Below are 19,999 nucleotides of genomic sequence, written 5' to 3' on the forward strand. Positions count from 1 at the left end.
GACGGGACACAGGCGGGGCTCCATGAAACCGGAACACCGCCACGGCATGCCGCGGGGCGCATCATCGGGCAGCTCCATCGTCCGTACGGAACGATGGGCGCCGCCTGACCGGAGACCTGCCGACCTGAGATCGGCGAGGTGGGAGATCGGAGCTCCACTTGTGGGCCGGGCACACATGCGCCCAGCCGGTCGTTCCACAACCTTAGCAGCTGGTGAGCGGGCGTGCTAACCGGTGGCGAACCGATACGGCAACGGGACGTATCGTGTCCGCCATGAGCGACGCGACCCCCAGCGCCAACGGCCACGCCGACGGCGCCGAGCCCACCAGCCCGGACTTCGACACCATGACCCGCGACATCGCGGACGTCCCCGCCGTCGAGGTGATCACCACGGTCGCGGTGCACCTGATGAGCGCCGCCGCCGTCAACCTCGGCCTGGCCGAGGAGGGCGACAAGCACAAGGACCTGGACGAGGCCCGCAAGCTGATCCACGCCCTCGCCGGCCTGGTCACCGCGAGCGCCACCGAGGTCAGCAACTTCCACGCGGCGCCGCTGCGCGACGGCCTGAAGTCGCTGCAGCTGGCCTTCCGCGAGGCCTCCGTCGTCCCGGACGAGCCGGGCCAGGGCCCCGGCGAGAAGTTCACCGGGCCCGTCTTCGGCTGATCCTCCGGTCGGCGGCCCGGGGGCCGCCGCCCTCAGGGCACGTCGCCGCGGTGCGGCTTGTCCTGCCGGACCTCGCCCGGCTCCGGCAGCGGCTCGGGCCGCGCGACGTCGTTGGCGACGATGGCCGCGCCGTGGTACGGGTGCGTGACCCGGTGCGCGAAGGCGGCCAGGGCGGCCCCGATCAGCGGCGCCACGATGAACAGCCACAGCTGGGACAGGGCCGCACCGCCCGCGAAGAGGGCCGGGCCGATGCTGCGGGCCGGGTTCACGGACGTACCGGTCAGCGGCACGCCGATGAGGTGCACCACGGCCAGGGCGAGTCCGATGGCCAGCCCGTCGAAGCCCACCACCGCGATCCGGTGCGTCACCGCCAGCACCACGAACACCAGCAGGAAGGTCATCACGACCTCCGCCAGGAACGCGCCGCCGGTGTTCAGGTGCACGGCGGAGCGGTCGCCGAAGCCGTTGCTGCCGAAGGCCCCGTCCGTCTTGAGCCCCGGCACCTGCTTGGCCAGCAGGAAGAGGATCAACGCGCCCACGATGGCGCCGAGCAGCTGCGCGATCCAGTACTCGATGGCGGTGTGCAGCGAGATGCGGCGCTCCACCAGCATTCCGAGGGTCACCGCCGGGTTGACGTGACACCCCGAGACCGGCCCCAGGCCGTACGCCAGGGCCAGAAGGGTGAAGCCGAAGGTGAGCGCGATGCCGAGCACACCGATGTAGTCGGCCGCGAGCACCACGGAGCCGACGGCGAAGAAGACCAGCAGCAGGGTTCCCAGGAATTCCGCGGCGATGGTCCTCGTCTTCACCGGGTCGAGGCCCGCCAGGGCCGGCTTCACGTTCTTCAGGGCGTCCATGGCGTCCTCCAGAGGATCAGTGGACAGTCCTCTGGCATTGTCGGACGATCCACCGCCCGGCGCCTGTCGGAGATCAGCGGCTGTGGAGCGGCTCCCCCGGAACGTTCGCCTCCGCCGGCAGCAGGGCCAGGTCCAGGCCCTGTACGAGCCGGGCCCGCAGCACGTCGTCGGCCGCCAGCCCCTCCGCGACCCGCCGCACCACCTCGGGGGCCTGCGCCCCGGCCGCCAGCACGAGGGCCAGGGTGCCGTCGGCGTCCCGGGAGGGGGTCAGATGGGCGCGCAGCACGCCGGGCTCGGCCGCCAGCACGGCCCGCAGCGCATCGGCGACGGCGGGATCGGCCAGCGGGTCGGCGCTGTCGCGCCCCTCGGCCAGGGCGAGCAGGGCCGGGCCGGTCAGCGGGTACGTCACCGGGCCGGCCAGGTCCAGGACGATCGTGTCCGCCTTCTCGTGCGCGGCCGCCTGCAGCGCCTGGTGCAGCGGTACGGCCACGGGCCGGGCATCCGCGCGCCAGCGCGCCAGCGTCTCGGTCGAGGTGAACGCCGGGAGCGCCCGGCGCCCGTCCGGCGCCTGCAGCGTCGGCACGGCCATGTCGCTGGTCTTCTCGCGCTTGAGCCCGTCGGGCCCGGTCTCCACCTCGCCGAGCACGGCCACGACGGGGACGAGCAGCCGCGCGCCCTGCAGGGCGGCGAGCACCCGGCCCTCGGCGGAGCGGTCGGCCGACCAGGCGGCGAGCGCCTCGGTCAGGGCGGCGTCGGCGGAGCCGTCGTCGTCGGAGAATCCGGGGTCGGGGATGTTCTTGAGGGCCACGCCCCCGAGCCTATCCGGGCAGGGGGGTGGCGACGGATGGGGGTGCGCCTCAGTCGACGGGCGGGACCGGAATTTCAGCCCCTCTGGGGGCACCTCCCAGCGTTAGCTGGGGGAGTTTGAGGAGCGGGGTCTGGGGCCGAGCCCCAGGACGGCGGCCAGCAGGAGCAGAACGACGCCCGCCCCACCCGCCGTCAGAGCGGAAGCGCTCAGGCCACTGCCCCCGCCGTCGCCGCGGCCCTGCCGAGGGCCGGAGCCGAAGTAGCGCGGGGCAAGCGCAGCGTCACGGCTCTGGGGCCGCTCCCCCGCCCCCCGCGCAATGGCCGCCGCCGGATCGACCAACCCCGCGCCCAGCTCGTCGCTGCGCCCGCCCGCCGGGGCGTCCTGCGCGGTCTCGGTCAGCAGCTCGCGGACCTGCGCCGGGCTCAGGCCCGGGTGCGCGGCGCGGACGAGCGCCGCGGCGCCGGAGACGAAGGCGGCCGCGGCGCTGGTGCCCCAGCCCTCGTAGTAGCGCCGGTCCGGGTCGGCGATCACGACGTCGACGCCCGGCCCGCTGACGGTGGCGTACCAGCGGCGGGTGGAGAACGGGGCGCGGACGCCGTAGCGGTCGACCGCGGTCACCGCGATGACGCCGGGGTAGGCGGCGGGGTAGGAGACGTGGTCGCCCTTTTCGCCGCCGTTGCCGGCCGAGGCCACGACGACGGCGCCCTTGGCGAGGGCGTACTGGACGGCGGCGTCCTCGCGCGGTTCGGGGTGGGCGGTGTCGCTGTCGTCGCCGAGGGACAGGTTGATCACGTCGGCGCCGTGGTCGGCGGCCCAGCGGATGCCGTCGGCCAGCGCGCCGCCGCGCGCCCCGCGGGCCTTGGCGCGGGCGGGGTCGCCGTCCTCGAGGATCACGCGGACCGGCAGGATCCGGGCCTCGGGGGCGACGCCGGTGACGCCGTCGGCGTCGCCCTCGCCGTGGCCGCGCCCGGCGATGATCCCGGCCATGGCGGTCCCGTGCCGGGCCCAGGCCCGCTCGCCGGGCCCGGCCCCGAAGCCGATCAGGTCCTTGCCCGGCAGCACCCGTCCCCGCAGGTCGGGGTGGCTCTCGTCGACGCCGGTGTCGAGGACGGCGACGGTGACCCCGGCGCCCTTCGTGGTGCGCCAGGCGTCCTGCGTGTGCAGGGCGTCCAGCGCCCACTCCTGGGCCCGTATGACGTCGGCGCGCGCGGGGGCGGCGGCGACCAGGGCGAGGCTGACCGCGGCGGCGAGTACCGGCAGGGCGCGCGGGGCCGTCATCGGTCCGCCTCCCCCGGCGGCTTGTGCGCCGCGTCGCGGAAGGCGCGTTCCACTTCCTCCGCGAGGGACGTGGCGTCGTGGCCGAGGCCGGCCTGGGCGGCGGCGGTGGTGCCGCCCGGGGCGACGGCCCGGGCGGCGGGCTGGGCCGGGGTGCCCGTGCGGCCGTCGGCGAAGCCCGTCACCGCGAAGACGACCGCGGGGACGTCGGTGAGGACGGTGATGTGCCAGCTCACGCGCTGGGCGACGCCGAACCGGTCGGCGGCCGTGCCCTGGGGGGCGTACGGGCGGGGCATCAGGTCGGAGCGCTCGTCGAGGCGTTCGTCCGCGAACCTCTTGCGCAGGGCACGCATGCCGGCGGTGTCCGCGTCCGTGACGAGCAGGCCGACCGTGGTCACGGAGGAGCCGGTGGCGTCGGTGTAGGTGGCGCGCAGCAGGCGCTTGCAGCCGACGGGGGCGAGGGCCGTGGCGAGCAGCGGGTCGAAGGCCTCCGCGCAGTCGCCGTCGGGGGCGACGCCGGCCCGGTTCCAGTCGCGGGGGGCACCGCCGGGGCCGGCCGCGTCGCGGTGGACGGTGGGCGGGAAGAGCCGGTCGACGGGGACGTTCTGCCACACCGTGGCGCCGCGCGCGTACGCCGCTTCCGCGGCCGAGCGCTCGGGGGGCCCGTCCGTGAGCCAAGTACCGGCCGCCGCCCCGGCTATGAGGCCCAGTCCGAGGACGAGGCACACGCCGGCGGCAGCCGTACGGCCGCGCGGGCGGGGGTCCTCGGGGGGCGGTGGGGGCGGCGGGGCGCACAGGGGAACGGTGGGCGGCGGCATGGCATCCGCTTCGGTGCTCAACTGCGCTCCCCCTCGCGAGCCGGCTCGCCGTACCGCCTCATGTCGGACATCGCCGCCGGCCCGTGGGCCGTGGCGTGCGCGCCACTTTACGGGGCACGGCGCGGCGGGTGCCATTTCGTCCGTGCGGGACCTCTATCCAGGGCAATTCGGCTCTGGCAAGCTGCCCGCCATGTCGTCCGACCGAGTGCGCTACGACCGGGCCACCGCCCACCTGGACGCCCCGCTGGCGGTGGTCGACCTCCAGGCGTTCGACGCCAACGCCGCCGATCTGGTGCGCAGGGCGCGGGGCAAGCCGGTGCGGGTGGCGAGCAAGTCGGTGCGCTGCCGGGCGCTGTTGGAGCGGGTGCTGGAGCGCGAGGGCTTCGCGGGGGTGCTGAGCTACAGCCTGGAGGAGTCGCTGTGGCTGGCGCGCTCGGGGGTGGCGGACGTGCTGCTGGCGTACCCCTCGGCCGACCGGGCGGGCTTCGCGGAGCTGACCTCGGACCCCAAGCTGGCCCGCGCGGTCACGGTGATGGTGGACGACCCGGCGCAGCTGGCGGTGGTCGAGGCGGCCCGTGCGGGGCGCGAAGAGGTGCGGGTGTGCCTGGAGTTCGACGTCTCGCTGCGGCTGCTGGGCGGCCGGGTGCGGATCGGGGCATTACGGTCGCCGCTGCACACCCCCGAGCGGCTCGCGGAGCTGGCCCGGGCCGTCGTCCGCCGTCCGGGCTTCCGGCTGGTGGGCCTGATGGCGTACGAGGCCCATGTGGCGGGCGTCGGGGACGCGGTGGCGGGTCGTCCGGTGCGCTCGGGGGCCGTCCGGCTGATGCAGTCCGCCTCCCGCGGCCGGCTGGCGGCCCTGCGGGCCGAGGCCGTGCGGGCGGTACGGGCCGTCGCGGAGCTGGAGTTCGTCAACGGCGGCGGTACGGGCAGCGTGCAGCACACGGCCGCCGAGGAGGCGGTGACGGAGGTCGCCGCCGGCTCGGGGCTGTACGTGCCGCGGCTGTTCGACCACTACACCTCGTTCCGGGGCAGCCCGGCGGCGCTCTTCGCGCTGCCGGTGGTGCGCCGCCCCGGGGTGGGCGTGGTGACCGTGCTGGGCGGCGGCTATCCCGCCTCCGGCGCGGCGGGCCCGGACCGGCTGCCGGTCCCGTACCTGCCGGCGGGGCTGCGGCTGACGGCGCGGGAGGGCGCGGGCGAGGTGCAGACGCCGCTGCTGGGGCAGGCCGCGGACGATCTGCTGATCGGCGACAAGGTGTGGTTCCGGCACGCGAAGGCGGGCGAGCTGTGCGAGCGCTTCGCGGCGCTGCACCTGGTCGACGGCGACCGGGTGACGCGGACGGCCCCCACCTACCGGGGCGAGGGCCGCGCGTTCCTGTGAGCCGGCCCGCCGCCGGGTGCTGTCAGGGGATCAGGACGATCCGGATGGGGTCGCCCTCCTTCTTCCGCAGGCGTTCCACTCCCGCCGCCGCCTCGGCGAGCGGCAGCGTCGCGCTGATGGACCGGCCGAGGTCCAGGCGGTGCAGCCGCGCGAGCGAGACGAGCTCCTCCACGTGGGAGGGCTCCGAGCCGTAGTGGCCGAGGACGCGCTGCTCGCGGTAGCTGAAGGCGATGCTGTCGGCGAGGGTCAGCGGGCCGGGGCCCAGGCCCACGAGGACGAGGCGGCCGCCCCGGCCCAGGCAGCGCACGGCCTGGTCGCGGACGGCGGCCACGCCCGCCATGTCGAGGGCCAGGTCCAGCCCGAGGCCCCCGGTGGCGGCCAGGATCCGCTCGCGGACGTCGGGGGCGGCGGGGTCCAGGGCGAGGTCCGCGCCGAATTCCAGGGCGCGTTCGCGTGCGGCCGGCAGCGGGTCGAGGGCGATGACGGGCGCGGCGCCGGCGAGCCGCAGCAGCTGCACGGCGTGGGCGCCCAGGCCGCCCACGCCCCATACGCCCACGGGGCGGGCGGGCCGGACCCGGCCGGTGGCGGTGAGGGCGGCCCAGGGGGTGGAGACGGCGTCGGGGATGACGGCCGCCTGCTCGAAGGGGAGGTCGTCGGGGATCGCGACGAGCGTGTGGTGGGTGGCCAGGGCGTACTCGGCCCAGCCGCCGTCGTAGTCGAAGCCGCGGGTGCGCACCGCCAGGCAGGGCTCGTGGCGCAGGCAGGCCGCGCAGCCGCCGCAGCGCTCCCCCGCCTGCAGCAGGACGCGCTGCCCGGCCGCCCAGTCGCCGGGTACGTCCAGGCCGAGGGCGTCGATGACGCCCGCCGTCTCGTGGCCGACGGTGACCTTGTCCGCGGTCGCGTACGCGGGCCTGAGGCTGCCGTCCATGAGGTGGACGTCGGACAGGCAGATGCCGGCGGCCTTGACCTTGATGCGGACCTGGCCGGGGCCGGGCTCGGGCACGGGGGTCTCTTCGACGGCGAAGCGGCCGGTGCGCAGGTCGAACCGTCCGGCGAGCATGGTCTCGGGCATGGCTGGGGCCTCCTGGGGACGCGAAACCGGCGAGGAGAACAGGAAAACCGATACTTCATGCATCGGAAAAGACGGCAGGGACCGGTGGTGCCGATGGCCACCGGTCCCTGCCGTCCTGCAGAACCGCGCGGGAGACGTTCCGTCAGAACGCCTTGTCCGCCTGGTCCGGGATCACACTCCCGTCGGCGCGCAGCACCGGCACCTTGGAGCCGTCCGCGGCGGTGGCACCCGTCGTCGAGCAGGGGTACGTACCGGACTTGCGCGGCATCGGCTCGATGAACATCGGGTTGGCCACCCAGCGGCCGTCCGCGTCGTCGTAGGCGCGGCACATCAGCTCGGACTTGTTGCGGTTGATGGCGACGTGGGCGCCCGTGGCGTCGTTGACGAACGTCACGTCGGTGTCGGCGTCGCCCGCGCCGAGGGCGATGCGGTGGGCGGCGTCCTGCTGCTTCCAGGCCTTCGCACCCTTGATCTTGAAGATCTCCTGGTTGATCATGCAGCGCTTGCCGTCCATGTACGGCAGGGCGTCGCCGCGGCCGGTCTCGACGCCACCGCAGCCCTTGAGGGACGCGGTGAGGCGGCCGTGCTCGGTGATGCTGCGGATGCCGATGGTGTGCTTACGGTCGAGGCCGACGCCGCTCGACCAGGCCTCGGCGATCGGCTCCGAGGAGGCGGAGACGATGTAGACGTCGAACCCGGCCGCCTTGAGCGTGCGGATGAGGTCCTTCTGCTGGTCGTAGTAACGGATGTAGCCGGCGATGGTGTGGGTGCCGACGGTCTGCTTGGCGCCGACGGGTGCCGCGAGCTGCTCGGCGCGTGCCTGCTTGGCGAAGGAGTTGAGGGCGGCGGGGGTGTGGCCGGCGAACAGCTGCGGTATCCAGCCGTAGGCGGGGACCGTGCGCCGGTGGTTCCAGCCGCCGGCGAAGGCCGGCTCGCCCGCCATGGTCTGCGACTTCTCACGGATCTCGAAGATCTCGTCGGTGCAGGCGGTGTTCTTCGAGGTGGGCAGCGGCCGGCCGACGGGCACGGAGGTGCCGCACGCCTTGGTGAGGGCCGCATCGGCGGCGGGGGTCAGCCAGGCGCTGGTGTCGCTCCAGCGCTTGGGCCGCAGGATCTTGTCGTGCTTGAGAGACCAGGCGAGCGTGGCGTCCGTGATGTCGTTCTTGACGACGGTGTTGTCCCAGTCGAAGGCGGCGACCGGGCGCGGGCCGCGCTTGCCGGAGCAGGTGCCGCGCTCGTCGATCATCTTCTGCAGCCGGGCGCGGTTGTCGCCGGCCCAGGGAAGCTTCTTGTCCAGCTGGGGGCAGTTCGGGCGGGACGCGCGGTCGTGGGCGGGGGCCGCGGTGGCGGGGACCGACGCGGCGAGGGCCGCGGCGGCAGCGAGGCCGACGACGATGGCGGACTTGGTGCGCATGTGCTCTCTTTGGTGCGTGAGGAGGGCAGGACGTACGCCGGGCCGGACCGGTCAGACGGCGGACCGGCCCTGGCGTCTGATCATGGACCTTACAGCGGGGTCACATACGCGCCCGCGATGCCACCGTCCACCAGGAACTCGGCGGCGTTGACGAAGGACGAGTCGTCGCTGGCGAGGAAGGCGACGGCGGCCGCGATCTCCTCGGGCTCGGCGAACCGGCCCACCGGCACGTGCACCAGGCGCCGCGCCGCCCGCTCGGGGTCCTTGGCGAACAGCTCCTTCAGCAGGGGCGTGTTCACCGGCCCCGGGCAGAGCGCGTTGACGCGGATGCCCTCGCGGGCGAACTGCACGCCCAGCTCGCGGGACATGGCCAGCACGCCGCCCTTGGAGGCGGTGTAGCTGATCTGCGAGGTGGCGGCGCCCATCACGGCGACGAAGGAGGCGGTGTTGATGATGGAGCCCTTGCCCTGGCGCTGCATGTACGGCAGCGCCGCCTTGCAGCACAGGTAGACGGAGGTGAGGTTGACCTCCTGGACGCGCTTCCAGGCCTCGAGGCCGGTGGTGAGGATGGAGTCGTCGTCGGGCGGGGAGATGCCGGCGTTGTTGAAGGCGACGTCGACCGAGCCGTAGGTGTCGTAGGCGGTCTTGAAGAGCGCCTCGACCTCCTCGGGGCTGGTGACGTCGACCTTGACGAACAGTCCGCCGGTCTCGGCCGCGGCGGCCTTGCCCGCGCTCTCGTCGATGTCGGCGCACACGACGTTGGCGCCCTCGGAGGCGAACCGCCGGGCGGTGGCCAGGCCGATGCCGCTGCCGGCTCCGGTGACGACGGCGGTCCGTCCGGCGAGTCGGCGGCAGACGGGGGTCTGGTCGGTCACTTGGTCTCCTCCAGAGGGTCGATGGCGATGAAGACGTTCTTGGTCTCGGTGAAGGCGGACAGCGCGCCGGGGCCCAGCTCGCGGCCGAGGCCGGACTGCTTGAAGCCGCCGAAGGGGGTCCAGTAGCGCACGCTGCTGTGGGAGTTGACGGAGAGGTTGCCCGCCGCGACGGCGCGCGAGAGGCGCAGGGCGCGGGAGACGTCCCGGGTCCAGATCGAGCCGGAGAGCCCGTAGTCGGTGGCGTTGGCGATCCGCACCGCCTCCGCCTCGTCCTCGAAGGGGATGACGACGGCGACCGGCCCGAAGACCTCCTCCACGGCCGCGCGGTCGCCCGCCGTGCCCTCGAGCACGGTGGCCGGGTACCAGAAGCCCTTGCCGGCCGGGGCCTCGCCGCGGATGGCGGCGGGGGCGGACTCGGGGACGTAGGACCGTACGCGCTCACGGTGGGCGGCGGAGATCAGCGGGCCCATCTGGGTGGCCGGGTCGGCGGGGTCGCCGGCGACGAAGGCCTTGACCGCCGGCTCCAGCAGCTCCATGAACCGGTCGTAGACGCCGCGCTGGACCAGGATGCGGCTGCGGGCGCAGCAGTCCTGGCCGGTGTTGTCGAGGAAGGAGCCGGGGGCGGCCGCGGCGGCCTGTTCGACGTCGGCGTCGGCGAAGACGATGTTGGGGCTCTTGCCGCCGAGTTCGAGGGTCACGCGCTTCACGCCGGCCGCGCACTTGGCCATGATCTGCTTGCCGACGGCGGTGGAGCCGGTGAAGACGACCTTGGCGACGCCGGGGTGTTCGACGAGCGCGTCGCCCGCCTCGGGTCCGGCGCCGGGCAGGACCTGCAGGAGGCCCTCGGGCAGACCGGCCTCCAGGGCCAGCCCGGCCAGCCGCAGGGCGGTCAGCGGGGTGGTCTCGGCGGGCTTGACGAGCACGGCGTTGCCCGCGGCCAGGGCGGGGGCGAAGCCCCAGGCGGCGATGGGCATGGGGAAGTTCCAGGGCGCGATGACGGCGACGACGCCCAGCGGCTCGTGGAAGGTGACGTCCAGGCCGCCGGCCACCGGGATCTGGGAGCCGGTCAGCCGCTCCACTCCGGCGGCCGCGTACTCCAGCAGGTCGCGGACGTTGCCGGCCTCCCAGCGGGCGTTGCCGATCGGGTGCCCGGCCTCGCGGACCTCCAGCTGTGCGAGTTCCTCCAGGTGGGCGTCGACTACGGCGGCGAAGCGGCGCAGCTGCCGGGCCCGGTCGCCGGGGGCAAGCCGGGCCCAGCCGCGCTGGGCGTCGGCGGCGCGCGTCACCGCCGCGTGGACGTCCTGCCGCGTCGCGGCCGGGACGGTGGCGACGAGTTCCTCGGTCGCCGGGTTGAGTACGTGAAGCTCGTGCAAGTCCTCTCCTGTGGTTCGGCGGAACGATTGCCCACAACGTGGTGGTTACATCCGCTCGAAGGAGCGGAACCGCTCCCAGTCGGTGACGGCGGTGTCGTACGCCTCCTGCTCGACACGCGCCATGTTCAGGTAGTGCTCGACGACCTCGTCGCCGAAGGCGGCCCGGGCTATGGGGCTGGCCTCCCACAGCTGTGCGGCCTCGCGCAGCGTGGCGGGGACGTGTGCGGCGCCGCCGGTGTAGGCGTTGCCGGTGCACACCTCCGGCAGCTCCAGTTCGTGCTCGACGCCGTACAGTCCGGCGGCGACCATGCCGGCGACGGCGAGATAGGGGTTCACGTCGCCGCCGGGCAGCCGGTTCTCGAAGCGGTGGGAGTGGCCGTGGCCGACGACGCGCAGCGAGCAGGTGCGGTTGTCGGGGCCCCAGGCGACGGCGGTGGGGGCGAAGGAGCCGGGCCTGAAGCGCTTGTAGGAGTTGATGTGGGGTGCGTACAGGAGGGTGAAGTCGCGCAGGGCGGCGAGCTGCCCGGCGAGGAAGTGCCGCATCGTCGTCGACATGCCGTACGGGCCGGAGTCGTCGGCGAGCACGGGACGGCCGGCCTCGTCGCGCAGCGAGAGGTGGATGTGGCAGGAGTTGCCCTCGCGCTCGTCGTACTTGGCCATGAAGGTGAGCGCCATGCCCTCCTGGGCGGCGATCTCCTTGGCGCCGGTCTTGTAGACGACGTGCTGGTCGCAGGTGGTGAGCGCCTCGTCGTAGCGGAAGGCGATCTCGTGCTGGCCGAGGTTGCACTCGCCCTTGGCGGACTCCACCGTCATGCCGGCGGCGCCCATCTCGTTGCGGATGCGGCGCAGCAGGGGCTCGACGCGGCCGGTGCCGAGCACGGAGTAGTCGCAGTTGTACTGGTTGGCCGGGGTCATGTCGCGGTAGCCGCGGTTCCAGGCCGCTTCGTAGGTGTCCTTGAAGACGATGAACTCCAGCTCGGTGCCCACGTGGGCGCTCCAGCCGCGCTCGGCCAGCCGGTCCAGCTGGCGGCGCAGGATCTGGCGCGGCGAGGCGAGGACGGGCGAGCCGTCGTGCCAGGCGAGGTCGGCGGTGATGAGGGCGGTGCCGGGATTCCAGGGGGTGCGGCGCAAGGTGGTGAGGTCGCCGTGGAGGGCGAAGTCGCCGTAGCCGCGTTCCCAGGACGACATGGTGTAGCCGTCGACCGTGTTCATCTCGGCGTCCACGGCGAGGAGGTAGTTGCAGCCCTCGGTGCCGTGTTCGAGTGTGTCGTCGAGGAAGAACCGGGCGGCGAACCGCTTCCCCTGGAGCCGTCCTTGCATGTCCGTGAAGGCGAGGACGACAGTGTCGATCTCCCCGGTGTCGACGAGCCTGCGCAGCTCCTCGACCGTGAGCGGGGGCATGCGGTCTGCCACGGTGTTGCCTCCTGTCGGTGCGACCGGAGGTCTTAAGGTAGGGCCGTAGACCATTGATTGGGAAGGGGGGCCGATGAACGAGCATGCGACGGACCGGCTGTCGCCGGTCCTGCGACCGGTCCGGGCGGGCAACGGCTTCGAGGAGGCGCTGGAGCAGATACTCCAGATCATGCGGCTCGGCCTGGTGGCCCGGGGGGAACGGCTGCCGGCCGAGCGCGAATTGGCCGAGCGGCTGCGGATCAGCCGGGTGACGCTGCGCGAGGTGCTGAAGGTCCTGCACGACCAGGGCCTGGTGGAGAGCCGGCGCGGCCGGTACGGCGGCACGTTCGTCCTGGACCGGGACCGGTCGGCGGGCGAGGACGAACTGCGGCGCCGGGTCGCGGCCGTGGACGTAGAGGACACCCTCCGCTTCCGGGAGGTCCTGGAGGTGGGCGCCGCAGGGCTGTGCGCCGCGCACGGGCTGGACGACGAGCAGGCCGCCCGGCTGCGGGCCGCGCTGGCCGCCACCCATGACGCGCCGCTGGCCGACTACCGCCGCCTGGACACACTGTTCCACCTGACGCTGGCGGAGCTCTCCGGTTCCGTCTCGCTGGCCGCGCAGTACGCCGCGGTCCGTGCGACCGTCAACGACCTGCTGGACTGCATCCCGCTGCTGGTGCGCAACCTCGAGCACTCCCAGCGGCAGCACACCGCCCTGGTGGAGGCCGTGCTGGACGGGGACGCGGACGGGGCGCGCGAGGTGATGCGGGAGCACTGCTGCGGCACGGCGGCGCTTTTGCGGGGATTCCTGGCATAGGCGGCGGGCCCGTAACCGGGGTTTAACGCACGGGGGTTGCCTTTCGGCCGTCGGCACGGCAAAGGTATGGCGCGAAACCTTTGCCTCACGTCTCCAGGCAGGAGCGGCTCATGGCCGAACGCACGGATTCCCCCAGCGCACCTCCCGCCGGCCCAGTGGGTTCGGCGGACCCGGCCGACTATCTGGACAGGCGCACGCTGCGCCGGGGAAGCGCCGGACCCCTCCTGCTCACCGGCCTGGGAGTGGCCTACGTCGTCTCCGGCGACTTCTCCGGCTGGAACTTCGGCCTCGCCCAGGGCGGCTTCGGCGGACTGGCCATCGCCGCCGTGCTCATGGGCCTGATGTACACCTGCATGGTCTTCGCCCTGGCCGAGCTCGCCGCCATCCTCCCCACGGCGGGCGGCGGTTACGGCTTCGCCCGCCGCGCGCTGGGCCCCTGGGGCGGCTTCCTCACCGGAACCGCCATCCTCATCGAGTACGTCCTGGCGCCCGCCGCCATCTCGCTGTTCATCGGGGACTACGTCGAGTCGCTGCAGCTGTTCGGGCTCACCTCCGCCTGGCCGGTGTACCTGGCCTGTTTCGTGATCTTCATCGGCATCCATCTGTGGGGCGTGGGCGAGGCGCTGCGCTTCAGCTTCGTGGTGACGGGGGTGGCGGTCGCCGCCCTGGTCGTCTTCGCCGCGGGCGCGTTCACCGACTTCGACGCGGGGCGGCTGAACGACATCCCCGCCGACCCGGACGCCTTCGGGGCCTCCTCCTGGCTGCCGTTCGGCCTGCTGGGCATCTGGGCGGCGTTCCCCTTCGGCATGTGGTTCTTCCTCGGCGTCGAGGGCGTGCCGCTCGCGGCCGAGGAGACCCGGGACCCGGCCCGGACGCTGCCGAAGGCCATGGCCACCTCCATGGGCATCCTGCTGCTCCTGGCCCTGCTGACCTTCCTCGCCTCCACCGGCGCGGGCGGCGCGGACGCGCTCAAGGACGCCGGCAACCCCCTGGTCGCCGCCCTGCAGCCGGACGGGCGGGCCACGACGCTGGGCCGGATCGTCAACTACGCCGGCCTGGCGGGCCTGGTGGCCTCCTTCTTCTCCCTCATCTACGCCGGATCGCGGCAGCTCTTCGCCCTCTCCCGGGCCGGCTACCTGCCCCGCTTCCTCTCCCTGACCAGCCGCCGCAAGGCCCCCTGGCTCGGGCTGGTGGTGCCGGGCGCGCTCGGCTTCACGCTGGCGGCGGTCACGGGCGACGGGGCGCGGATGCTCAACGTCGCGGTGTTCGGCGCCACCATCTCCTACGCCCTGATGTCGCTCTCCCACATCGTGCTGCGCCGCCGCGAGCCGGACCTGGCGCGGCCCTACCGCACCCCGGGCGGCACCGCCACGTCCACCGTGGCCTTCGCGCTGGCCTGCTCGGCGCTGGTGGCCACGTTCCTGGTGGACGTCACCGCCGCCTTCATCGCCCTGGGCGTCTACGCCGTCGCCGCCGCCTACTTCGCCCTCTACAGCCGGCACCGCCTGGTGGCGAGCGCCCCGGAGGAGGAGTTCGCGGCACTGGCCGCGGCGGAGGCGGAGCTCGCCCGACAATGACCGTGCACACGACCGTTCACGAGGAAAGGACAAGGACGTTGGAGGACCGGCGGCCGCTCATCGGCGTCAGTACCTATCTCACCCGGGCCCGTTGGGGAGTGGCCTGGGACCTTCCCGCCGCCCTGCTGCCGGCCGCGTACGCGCGCTACGTCCAGGGGGCGGGCGGCCTGGCGGTGCTGCTGCCGCCGGACGAAGACCCGGCGAGCGGCGCCGCGGTGGTCCGGCGGCTGGACGGCCTGGTCCTGGCCGGCGGGGAGGACCTGGACCCGGCCCTCTACGGCCAGGAGCCGCACCCCCGTGCGGGCGTCCCCGTGCCCGAGCGCGACCGCTGGGAACTGGCCCTGCTGGGGGCCGCGCTGGAGCAGGGTGTCCCGGTCCTCGGCATCTGCCGGGGCATGCAGCTGATGAACGTCCACGCGGGCGGCACCCTCTGCCAGCACCTGCCCGACGCGGTGGGCCATGACGCCCACAACCCGGTGGCGGGCTCCTTCACCGACCACGCCGTCAAGACGGTCCCCGGCACCCTGACCGGCCATCTGGCGCCCGGATCGCTGGACGTGGCCACCCACCACCACCAGTGCGTGGACCGCCTGGGCGCGGGCCTGGTGGCCACCGCCCACGCGGAGGACGGCACGGTCGAGGCGCTGGAGTACGCGGACGGGCGCTTCGCGCTGGGCGTCCAGTGGCACCCCGAGGCCCGGGACGACCTGCGGCTCGCCGAGGCGCTGGTGCGGGCCGCCACGGGGACGGCGGGGCCGTCCGGCGGGTGACGGCCCCCCGGGAGGACCGGGGCGGGGAGGGCTAGGCGGCGGCCCCGGCCGCCGGCCCGCTCTCCTGCTCCGCCTCCACCTGCTGGTTCCACTCGCGCTTGGAGGCCTGCCAGCCGTCCTCGTCGTGACCGCGCCGCCAGTAGCCGGAGATGGACAGCCGCTCGCGGGGCACCTCGCGCTCCATCCGCAGGTGGCGGCGCAGCTCCTTCACGAAGCCGGCCTCGCCGTGCACGAAGGCCTGCACGTCCCCGGCGGGGAAGTCCAGCGAGCGGACGGCCTCGACCAGGGCCTCGCCCACGGGGCGGCCCGCCCGGTGCAGCCAGGTGACCTCGACGCCGGCGGGCAGCTCCAGCTTCTGCTCCTCCTCGGCGTCGGCGACCTCGACGAAGGCGTGGACGAGGGCGCCCTCCGGCACCCGCTCCAGGGACGCGGCGATCGCGGGCAGCGCGCTCTCGTCGCCCGCCAGCAGGTGCCAGCCGGCGGCCGGGTCGGGGACGTAGGCGCCGCCGGGGCCGAGGAAGCGGATCTCGTCGCCGGGACGCGCGGCCGCAGCCCAGGGGCCGGCCAGGCCCTCGTCGCCGTGGAAGACGAAGTCGATCACCAGCTCGCGCGCCGCGCGGTCGAAGGAGCGCACCGTGTACGTACGCGTCCGCGGCCACTGATCGCGCGGCATGTCGCGGCGGATGACCTCCATGTCGAAGGGCTCGGGGTAGGCCACGCCCTCGACCGGGAAGAGCAGCTTGACGTAGTGGTCGCTGTACTCGCCGGCGCCGAACCCGGCGAGCTCCTCGCCGCCGAGCACCACGCGCACCATGTGCGGGGTCAGCCGCTCGGTGCGCACCACGTGCGCCCGGGTCAGCTGCGGCTTCTTACGGACCGGACGGTCTGCCATGGCTGTCTCCCCTGATCCCCTGATCATTCAAAGTTAGGACTGCCTAACCTAACAGCTCACCCGCCGAGCGTGGACAGCAACCGCTGCAGCGAGCCGCCCAGACCCCAGCGCTCGGCGAGGGCGTCGAGGCCCTGCGGATCGCGGGGCGCGGCCGGCAGCGCGGCGTCGAAGGGCGCCAGCGGCACGTCCGCGGCGACCCGCACCACCTTGGGCGCCACCGCCAGGTACGGCCGCGCCTCGTCCAGCCGCCGGCGCTGGGCCGGGGTCAGCTTCGCCGCCGGGTCGTCGACCGCCGCCATGATCCCGGCCAGGTCGCCGAAGGCCGCCAGCAGCTTCGCCGCCGTCTTCTCCCCCACGCCCGGCACGCCCGGCAGCCCGTCGCTGGGGTCGCCGCGCAGCAGGGCCAGGTCGGCGTAGCCGGGGCCGTCCACGCCGTACTTCTCCCGCAGCAGCGCCTCGTCCACGGCCTGCAGGGTGCCCACGCCCTTGAGCGGGTACAGCACCCGCACCCCGCGGCGGTCGTCGACGAGCTGGTAGAGGTCGCGGTCGCCGGTGACGATGTCCACCGGGCCCCCGGCCCGGCCGGCCAGCGTGCCGATCACGTCGTCGGCCTCGTACCCCACGGCCCCGACCCGGGCGATGCCCACCGCGTCCAGCACGGCCTCGATCACCGGCACCTGGGGGGAGAGGGTGTCCGGCGTCTCCTCCTCATCGGGAGCGCCCTCGACCTCCTCGGCCACCCGGTGCGCCTTGTACGAGGGGATCAGCGCCACCCGCCACTCGGGGCGCCAGTCGAAGTCCATGCAGGCGACCAGGGCGTCGGGGTGGTGGTCCTGGACCAGGCGGGCGATGAAGTCCAGCAGGCCGCGCACCGCGTTCACGGGCGTGCCGTCGGGGGCCTTCACCGATTCCGGCACCCCGAAATAGGCACGGAAGTACAGGGAGGCGGTGTCGAGGAGCATCAGGCGTCGCGTCACGGCACCGATCATGCCGCACCCCGCTGACATGTGAACCGGGTCACTGTTCGGTTTGCCCCGAATGAACGGGGGCAGGCGCGGCGCCGGAGTGGCCCCGTCCCTTGGGGGGTGGCGGGGCCTTGCTGTTCGACCCGAGAGGTTTATGTGTCCAGGCTGAAGGCCGAGCACCTGTACAAGGTGTTCGGCAGACGACCCGAAGCAGCCGTCCGGCGGCTCGAAAGCGGTGCGGACCGCGACGAGCTGCGCGCCGACGGCACCACCGCGGCGGTGATCGACGCGTCGTTCGAGGTCGAAGCCGGCCAGATCTTCGTGGTGATGGGGCTCTCCGGATCCGGAAAGTCCACCCTCCTGCGCATGCTCAACGGGCTGCTGGAGCCGACCGCAGGCCGCGTCCTGTACGACGGACGGGACCTGACCGCGCTGTCCCCGCGCGAGCTGCGCGACGTGCGCTCGCGGAACATCAGCATGGTCTTCCAGCACTTCGCCCTCTTCCCCCACCGCAGCGTGCTCGAGAACGCCGCCTACGGCCTGGAGGTGCGCGGCGTGCCGCGCGAGGAGCGCGAGACGCGGGCCACCGAGGCCCTGGAGCTCGCCGGCCTCAAGGGCTGGGAGCGCTCCTGGCCCGACGAGCTCTCCGGCGGCATGCAGCAGCGCGTCGGCCTGGCCCGTGCGCTGGCCACCGACGCCGACCTGCTGCTGATGGACGAGTCCTTCAGCGCGCTGGACCCGCTGATCCGCCGCGACATGCAGGACCAGCTGCTGGACCTGCAGAAGCGGCTGAAGAAGACCATCGTCTTCATCACCCACGACCTCAACGAGGCCATGCGCCTGGGCGACCGCATCGCCGTCATGCGCGACGGCCGCGTCGTCCAGAACGGCACGGCCGAGGACATCCTGCTCCGCCCGGCCAACGACTACGTCGCCTCCTTCATCCAGGACGTCGACCGCTCCCGGGTGCTCACCGCGGGCTCGATCATGGACAAGCCGGCCGGCATCCCGGCCGGGGCCGCCACCGTCAGCGCGCAGACGGCCGTCTCCGAGCTGTTCGCCCCCTTCTCCCACAGCGGCGACCCCGTCGCGGTCACCGACGAGCGCGGCGAGCTGGCCGGCGTCGTCACCCGCGACCGCCTGCTGGAAGCCCTGGCCGAGCAGCCGGCCGAAGCGGACGCCGCGCCCCTTGCGCAGCGGCCCGAGCCGGAGGTGACCGCCCATGCCTAAGATCCACCTCGGCAGCTGGGCCGAGAGCGCCGTGGACTGGCTGCAGTCCCACCTCTCCTGGCTCTTCGACGCCGTCAACACCGTCCTGTCCGGCATGTACGACGGGGTCAACGCCGTCCTCGGCGCCCCCGACGCGCTGCTCATGGCCGGCATCCTCGCCGTCCTCGCCTGGTGGCTGCGCGGCCTGCTCGCGGGCGCCCTGGCGTTCGCCGGGCTCGCGCTCATCGACTCCTTCGGCCTGTGGGACGAGGCGACCTCCACCCTCTCGCTCGTCCTCGTCGCCAGCCTCATCACGCTCGTGCTCGCCGTTCCGCTGGGCATCTGGGCGGCCCGCGACCGCCGGGTCAGCGGGGTGCTGCGGCCCGTGCTCGACGTCATGCAGACGATGCCCGCCTTCGTCTACCTGATCCCGGGCGTGATGTTCTTCTCCATCGGGCCCATCCCCGGCCTGATCGCCACCATCGTCTTCTCGATGCCGCCCGGCGTGCGGATGACCGAGCTCGGCATCCGCCAGGTCGACGGCGAACTCGTCGAGGCCGCCCGCGCCTTCGGCACCACCCCGCGCGACACCCTCACCCGGGTGCAGCTGCCGCTCGCCCTGCCCACCATCATGGCGGGCGTCAACCAGGTCATCATGCTGGCGCTGTCCATGGTCGTCATCGCCGGCATGGCGGGCGCCGGCGGCCTCGGCGAGTCCGTCTACGCGGCCGTCACCCAGGTCGACATCGGCGGCGGCGTCGAGAGCGGCCTGGCCGTCGTCGTCCTCGCGATGTACCTGGACCGGATGACCGGCGCCCTCGGCAAGCGGGTCTCCCCGCTCGGCCGCCGCGCCGCAGCCAAGGCCGCCGCCTCGGTGCGCTCCGGCGCCCCGAAGTTCCTCAGCCACCGGCCCGGCACCGCCGTGGCCGCCGTCGGCGTCGTCGTCCTCGCGCTCGTCGCGGGCGGCATGCGGCTGACCCAGGGCGGCGGCGACGGGCAGGCGGTGGCCGCGGGCAAGAACGTCGGCCACGGCAAGCAGGTCAAGCTCGGCTACTTCCCGTGGGACGAGGCGGTCGCCACCACCTACCTGTGGCAGAACGTCCTGGAGGACCGCGGCTACAAGCCGGACGTCAAGCAGCTCGACCCCGGCCCGCTCTACACCGCCCTGGCCCAGGGCCAGATGGACCTCCAGTTCGACTCCTGGCTGCCCACCACCCACAAGCAGTACATGGACCGCTACGGCGACAAGCTCAGCGACCTCGGCTCCTGGTACGGCCCCACCTCCCTGGAGCTGACCGTCCCCTCGTACGTCAAGGGCATCGACTCCCTGGCGGACCTCAAGGGCAAGGGAGCGCAGTTCGGCGGGAAGATCATCGGCATCGAGTCCAGCGCCGGGATGATGGGCACGCTCAACGACAAGGTGCTCAAGGAGTACGGCCTGGACGGCGAGTACAAGGTCGTCTCGTCCTCGACGTCCACGATGCTCGCCGAGCTCGACCGGGCGATGAAGAAGAAGGAACCCATCGTCACCACCCTCTGGTCGCCGCACTGGGCGTACGCCAAGCACGACCTGAAGAAGCTCAAGGACCCCAAGGGCGCCTGGGGCGAGGGCGAGCAGATCCACGCCGTCGGCAAGAAGGACTTCGCCGCCGACTTCCCGAAGATCGCTCAGTGGGTGAAGAACTTCAAGATGTCCGAGAAGGACCTCGCCTCCCTCGAGGCGGAGATCCAGAGCGGCGGCAAGGGCAAGGAGAAGGACTCCGCCCGCCGCTGGCTCGACGCCCACCCGGGCTTCGCCGACAAGCTGGCGCCTGTCGGCGCCTGACGAACAGGCGTACGGTGGGG

18 protein-coding genes are annotated in these 19,999 nt (G+C 73.5%); 7 read left to right on the forward strand and 11 right to left on the reverse strand.

Annotated features, from left to right (window positions below; translation table 11 throughout):
• The first annotated feature begins 272 nt into the window (after window positions 1-272).
• Entirely contained in the window at window positions 273-662 is a 390-nt protein-coding gene (locus ACIGXW_RS29035) for a DUF1844 domain-containing protein (RefSeq protein WP_071964728.1), read from the forward strand.
• A gap of 32 nt (window positions 663-694) precedes the next feature.
• Here ACIGXW_RS29035 and ACIGXW_RS29040 read toward each other — a convergent pair whose 3' ends face one another.
• From ACIGXW_RS29040 to ACIGXW_RS29055, 4 genes are all read right to left on the reverse strand, one after another.
• Window positions 695-1,519, reverse strand: a complete 825-nt coding sequence (locus ACIGXW_RS29040; RefSeq protein WP_399575701.1) for an MIP family channel protein — start codon at window positions 1,517-1,519, stop codon at window positions 695-697.
• Window positions 1,520-1,592: 73 nt separating this feature from the next.
• The gene (locus ACIGXW_RS29045) at window positions 1,593-2,327 is read right to left on the reverse strand and encodes an SseB family protein (protein ID WP_399575702.1); all 735 of its coding nucleotides are present in this window, start codon (window positions 2,325-2,327) and stop codon (window positions 1,593-1,595) included.
• Between the two features lie 102 nt (window positions 2,328-2,429).
• Entirely contained in the window at window positions 2,430-3,605 is a 1,176-nt protein-coding gene (mycP, locus tag ACIGXW_RS29050) for a type VII secretion-associated serine protease mycosin (protein ID WP_399575703.1), read from the reverse strand.
• Window positions 3,602-4,441 (reverse strand): hypothetical protein, encoded by an 840-nt coding sequence (locus tag ACIGXW_RS29055; protein ID WP_399575704.1) that lies wholly within the window; start codon window positions 4,439-4,441, stop codon window positions 3,602-3,604. Before ACIGXW_RS29055 ends, mycP begins: the two co-directional genes overlap by 4 nt.
• 169 nt (window positions 4,442-4,610) lie before the next feature.
• Between ACIGXW_RS29055 and ACIGXW_RS29060 the strand changes: the two genes are divergently transcribed.
• The gene (locus tag ACIGXW_RS29060; protein WP_399575705.1) at window positions 4,611-5,798 is read left to right on the forward strand and encodes an amino acid deaminase/aldolase; all 1,188 of its coding nucleotides are present in this window, start codon (window positions 4,611-4,613) and stop codon (window positions 5,796-5,798) included.
• A gap of 22 nt (window positions 5,799-5,820) precedes the next feature.
• On the opposite strand, the gene ACIGXW_RS29065 is transcribed toward ACIGXW_RS29060, so the two are convergent.
• From ACIGXW_RS29065 to ACIGXW_RS29085, 5 genes are all read right to left on the reverse strand, one after another.
• Window positions 5,821-6,870, reverse strand: coding sequence for a zinc-binding dehydrogenase (locus ACIGXW_RS29065; protein ID WP_399575707.1), 1,050 nt, complete (start codon window positions 6,868-6,870; stop codon window positions 5,821-5,823).
• Between the two features lie 142 nt (window positions 6,871-7,012).
• The gene (locus tag ACIGXW_RS29070) at window positions 7,013-8,284 is read right to left on the reverse strand and encodes a haloacid dehalogenase-like hydrolase (RefSeq protein ID WP_399575708.1); all 1,272 of its coding nucleotides are present in this window, start codon (window positions 8,282-8,284) and stop codon (window positions 7,013-7,015) included.
• Between the two features lie 89 nt (window positions 8,285-8,373).
• Entirely contained in the window at window positions 8,374-9,159 is a 786-nt protein-coding gene (locus ACIGXW_RS29075; protein WP_071964717.1) for a 3-oxoacyl-ACP reductase, read from the reverse strand.
• Entirely contained in the window at window positions 9,156-10,532 is a 1,377-nt protein-coding gene (locus ACIGXW_RS29080; RefSeq protein ID WP_399575709.1) for an aldehyde dehydrogenase family protein, read from the reverse strand. The genes ACIGXW_RS29075 and ACIGXW_RS29080 overlap by 4 nt, the downstream gene beginning before the upstream one ends.
• Before the next feature lie 45 nt (window positions 10,533-10,577).
• Window positions 10,578-11,945: a glutamine synthetase family protein gene (locus ACIGXW_RS29085; protein WP_399575711.1), complete on the reverse strand. Its 1,368-nt coding sequence runs from the start codon at window positions 11,943-11,945 to the stop codon at window positions 10,578-10,580.
• Between the two features lie 73 nt (window positions 11,946-12,018).
• Here ACIGXW_RS29085 and ACIGXW_RS29090 point away from each other — a divergent pair, with 73 nt between their 5' ends.
• From ACIGXW_RS29090 to ACIGXW_RS29100, 3 genes are all read left to right on the forward strand, one after another.
• A complete protein-coding gene (locus ACIGXW_RS29090; protein ID WP_071964720.1) occupies window positions 12,019-12,741 on the forward strand; it encodes an FCD domain-containing protein in 723 nt (240 codons plus the stop codon).
• 110 nt (window positions 12,742-12,851) lie between these two features.
• Window positions 12,852-14,318, forward strand: coding sequence for an ethanolamine permease (eat, locus tag ACIGXW_RS29095; RefSeq protein ID WP_399575713.1), 1,467 nt, complete (start codon window positions 12,852-12,854; stop codon window positions 14,316-14,318).
• Entirely contained in the window at window positions 14,315-15,088 is a 774-nt protein-coding gene (locus tag ACIGXW_RS29100; protein WP_399575715.1) for a gamma-glutamyl-gamma-aminobutyrate hydrolase family protein, read from the forward strand. The genes eat and ACIGXW_RS29100 overlap by 4 nt, the downstream gene beginning before the upstream one ends.
• A gap of 31 nt (window positions 15,089-15,119) precedes the next feature.
• Here ACIGXW_RS29100 and ACIGXW_RS29105 read toward each other — a convergent pair whose 3' ends face one another.
• Both ACIGXW_RS29105 and ACIGXW_RS29110 read right to left on the reverse strand, forming a co-directional pair.
• Window positions 15,120-15,980: a siderophore-interacting protein gene (locus ACIGXW_RS29105; protein ID WP_071964723.1), complete on the reverse strand. Its 861-nt coding sequence runs from the start codon at window positions 15,978-15,980 to the stop codon at window positions 15,120-15,122.
• Window positions 15,981-16,036: 56 nt separating this feature from the next.
• Window positions 16,037-16,987 (reverse strand): 5'-3' exonuclease H3TH domain-containing protein, encoded by a 951-nt coding sequence (locus ACIGXW_RS29110; protein ID WP_399575717.1) that lies wholly within the window; start codon window positions 16,985-16,987, stop codon window positions 16,037-16,039.
• A 114-nt stretch (window positions 16,988-17,101) separates the two neighbouring features.
• Here ACIGXW_RS29110 and ACIGXW_RS29115 point away from each other — a divergent pair, with 114 nt between their 5' ends.
• Window positions 17,102-18,175: a glycine betaine/L-proline ABC transporter ATP-binding protein gene (locus ACIGXW_RS29115; RefSeq protein ID WP_399575719.1), complete on the forward strand. Its 1,074-nt coding sequence runs from the start codon at window positions 17,102-17,104 to the stop codon at window positions 18,173-18,175.
• The gene (locus ACIGXW_RS29120; protein WP_071965018.1) at window positions 18,168-19,979 is read left to right on the forward strand and encodes an ABC transporter permease/substrate binding protein; all 1,812 of its coding nucleotides are present in this window, start codon (window positions 18,168-18,170) and stop codon (window positions 19,977-19,979) included. The genes ACIGXW_RS29115 and ACIGXW_RS29120 overlap by 8 nt, the downstream gene beginning before the upstream one ends.
• Window positions 19,980-19,999 lie beyond the last annotated feature (20 nt).

Source organism: Streptomyces sp. NPDC053079 (genome assembly GCF_044546695.1).
Taxonomy (GTDB): domain Bacteria; phylum Actinomycetota; class Actinomycetes; order Streptomycetales; family Streptomycetaceae; genus Streptomyces.

Bases quoted from the DNA above. Each gene is read 5' to 3' on its own strand.
- ACIGXW_RS29035 (WP_071964728.1), top strand. From the start codon at position 273: ATGAGCGACGCGACCCCCAGCGCCAACGGCCACGCCGACGGCGCCGAG.
- ACIGXW_RS29040 (WP_399575701.1), bottom strand. From the start codon at position 1,519: ATGGACGCCCTGAAGAACGTGAAGCCGGCCCTGGCGGGCCTCGACCCG.
- mycP (WP_399575703.1), bottom strand. From the start codon at position 3,605: ATGACGGCCCCGCGCGCCCTGCCGGTACTCGCCGCCGCGGTCAGCCTC.
- ACIGXW_RS29060 (WP_399575705.1), top strand. From the start codon at position 4,611: ATGTCGTCCGACCGAGTGCGCTACGACCGGGCCACCGCCCACCTGGAC.
- ACIGXW_RS29065 (WP_399575707.1), bottom strand. From the start codon at position 6,870: ATGCCCGAGACCATGCTCGCCGGACGGTTCGACCTGCGCACCGGCCGC.
- ACIGXW_RS29070 (WP_399575708.1), bottom strand. From the start codon at position 8,284: ATGCGCACCAAGTCCGCCATCGTCGTCGGCCTCGCTGCCGCCGCGGCC.
- ACIGXW_RS29090 (WP_071964720.1), top strand. From the start codon at position 12,019: ATGAACGAGCATGCGACGGACCGGCTGTCGCCGGTCCTGCGACCGGTC.
- eat (WP_399575713.1), top strand. From the start codon at position 12,852: ATGGCCGAACGCACGGATTCCCCCAGCGCACCTCCCGCCGGCCCAGTG.
- ACIGXW_RS29100 (WP_399575715.1), top strand. From the start codon at position 14,315: ATGACCGTGCACACGACCGTTCACGAGGAAAGGACAAGGACGTTGGAG.
- ACIGXW_RS29105 (WP_071964723.1), bottom strand. From the start codon at position 15,980: ATGGCAGACCGTCCGGTCCGTAAGAAGCCGCAGCTGACCCGGGCGCAC.
- ACIGXW_RS29110 (WP_399575717.1), bottom strand. From the start codon at position 16,987: ATGTCAGCGGGGTGCGGCATGATCGGTGCCGTGACGCGACGCCTGATG.
- ACIGXW_RS29120 (WP_071965018.1), top strand. From the start codon at position 18,168: ATGCCTAAGATCCACCTCGGCAGCTGGGCCGAGAGCGCCGTGGACTGG.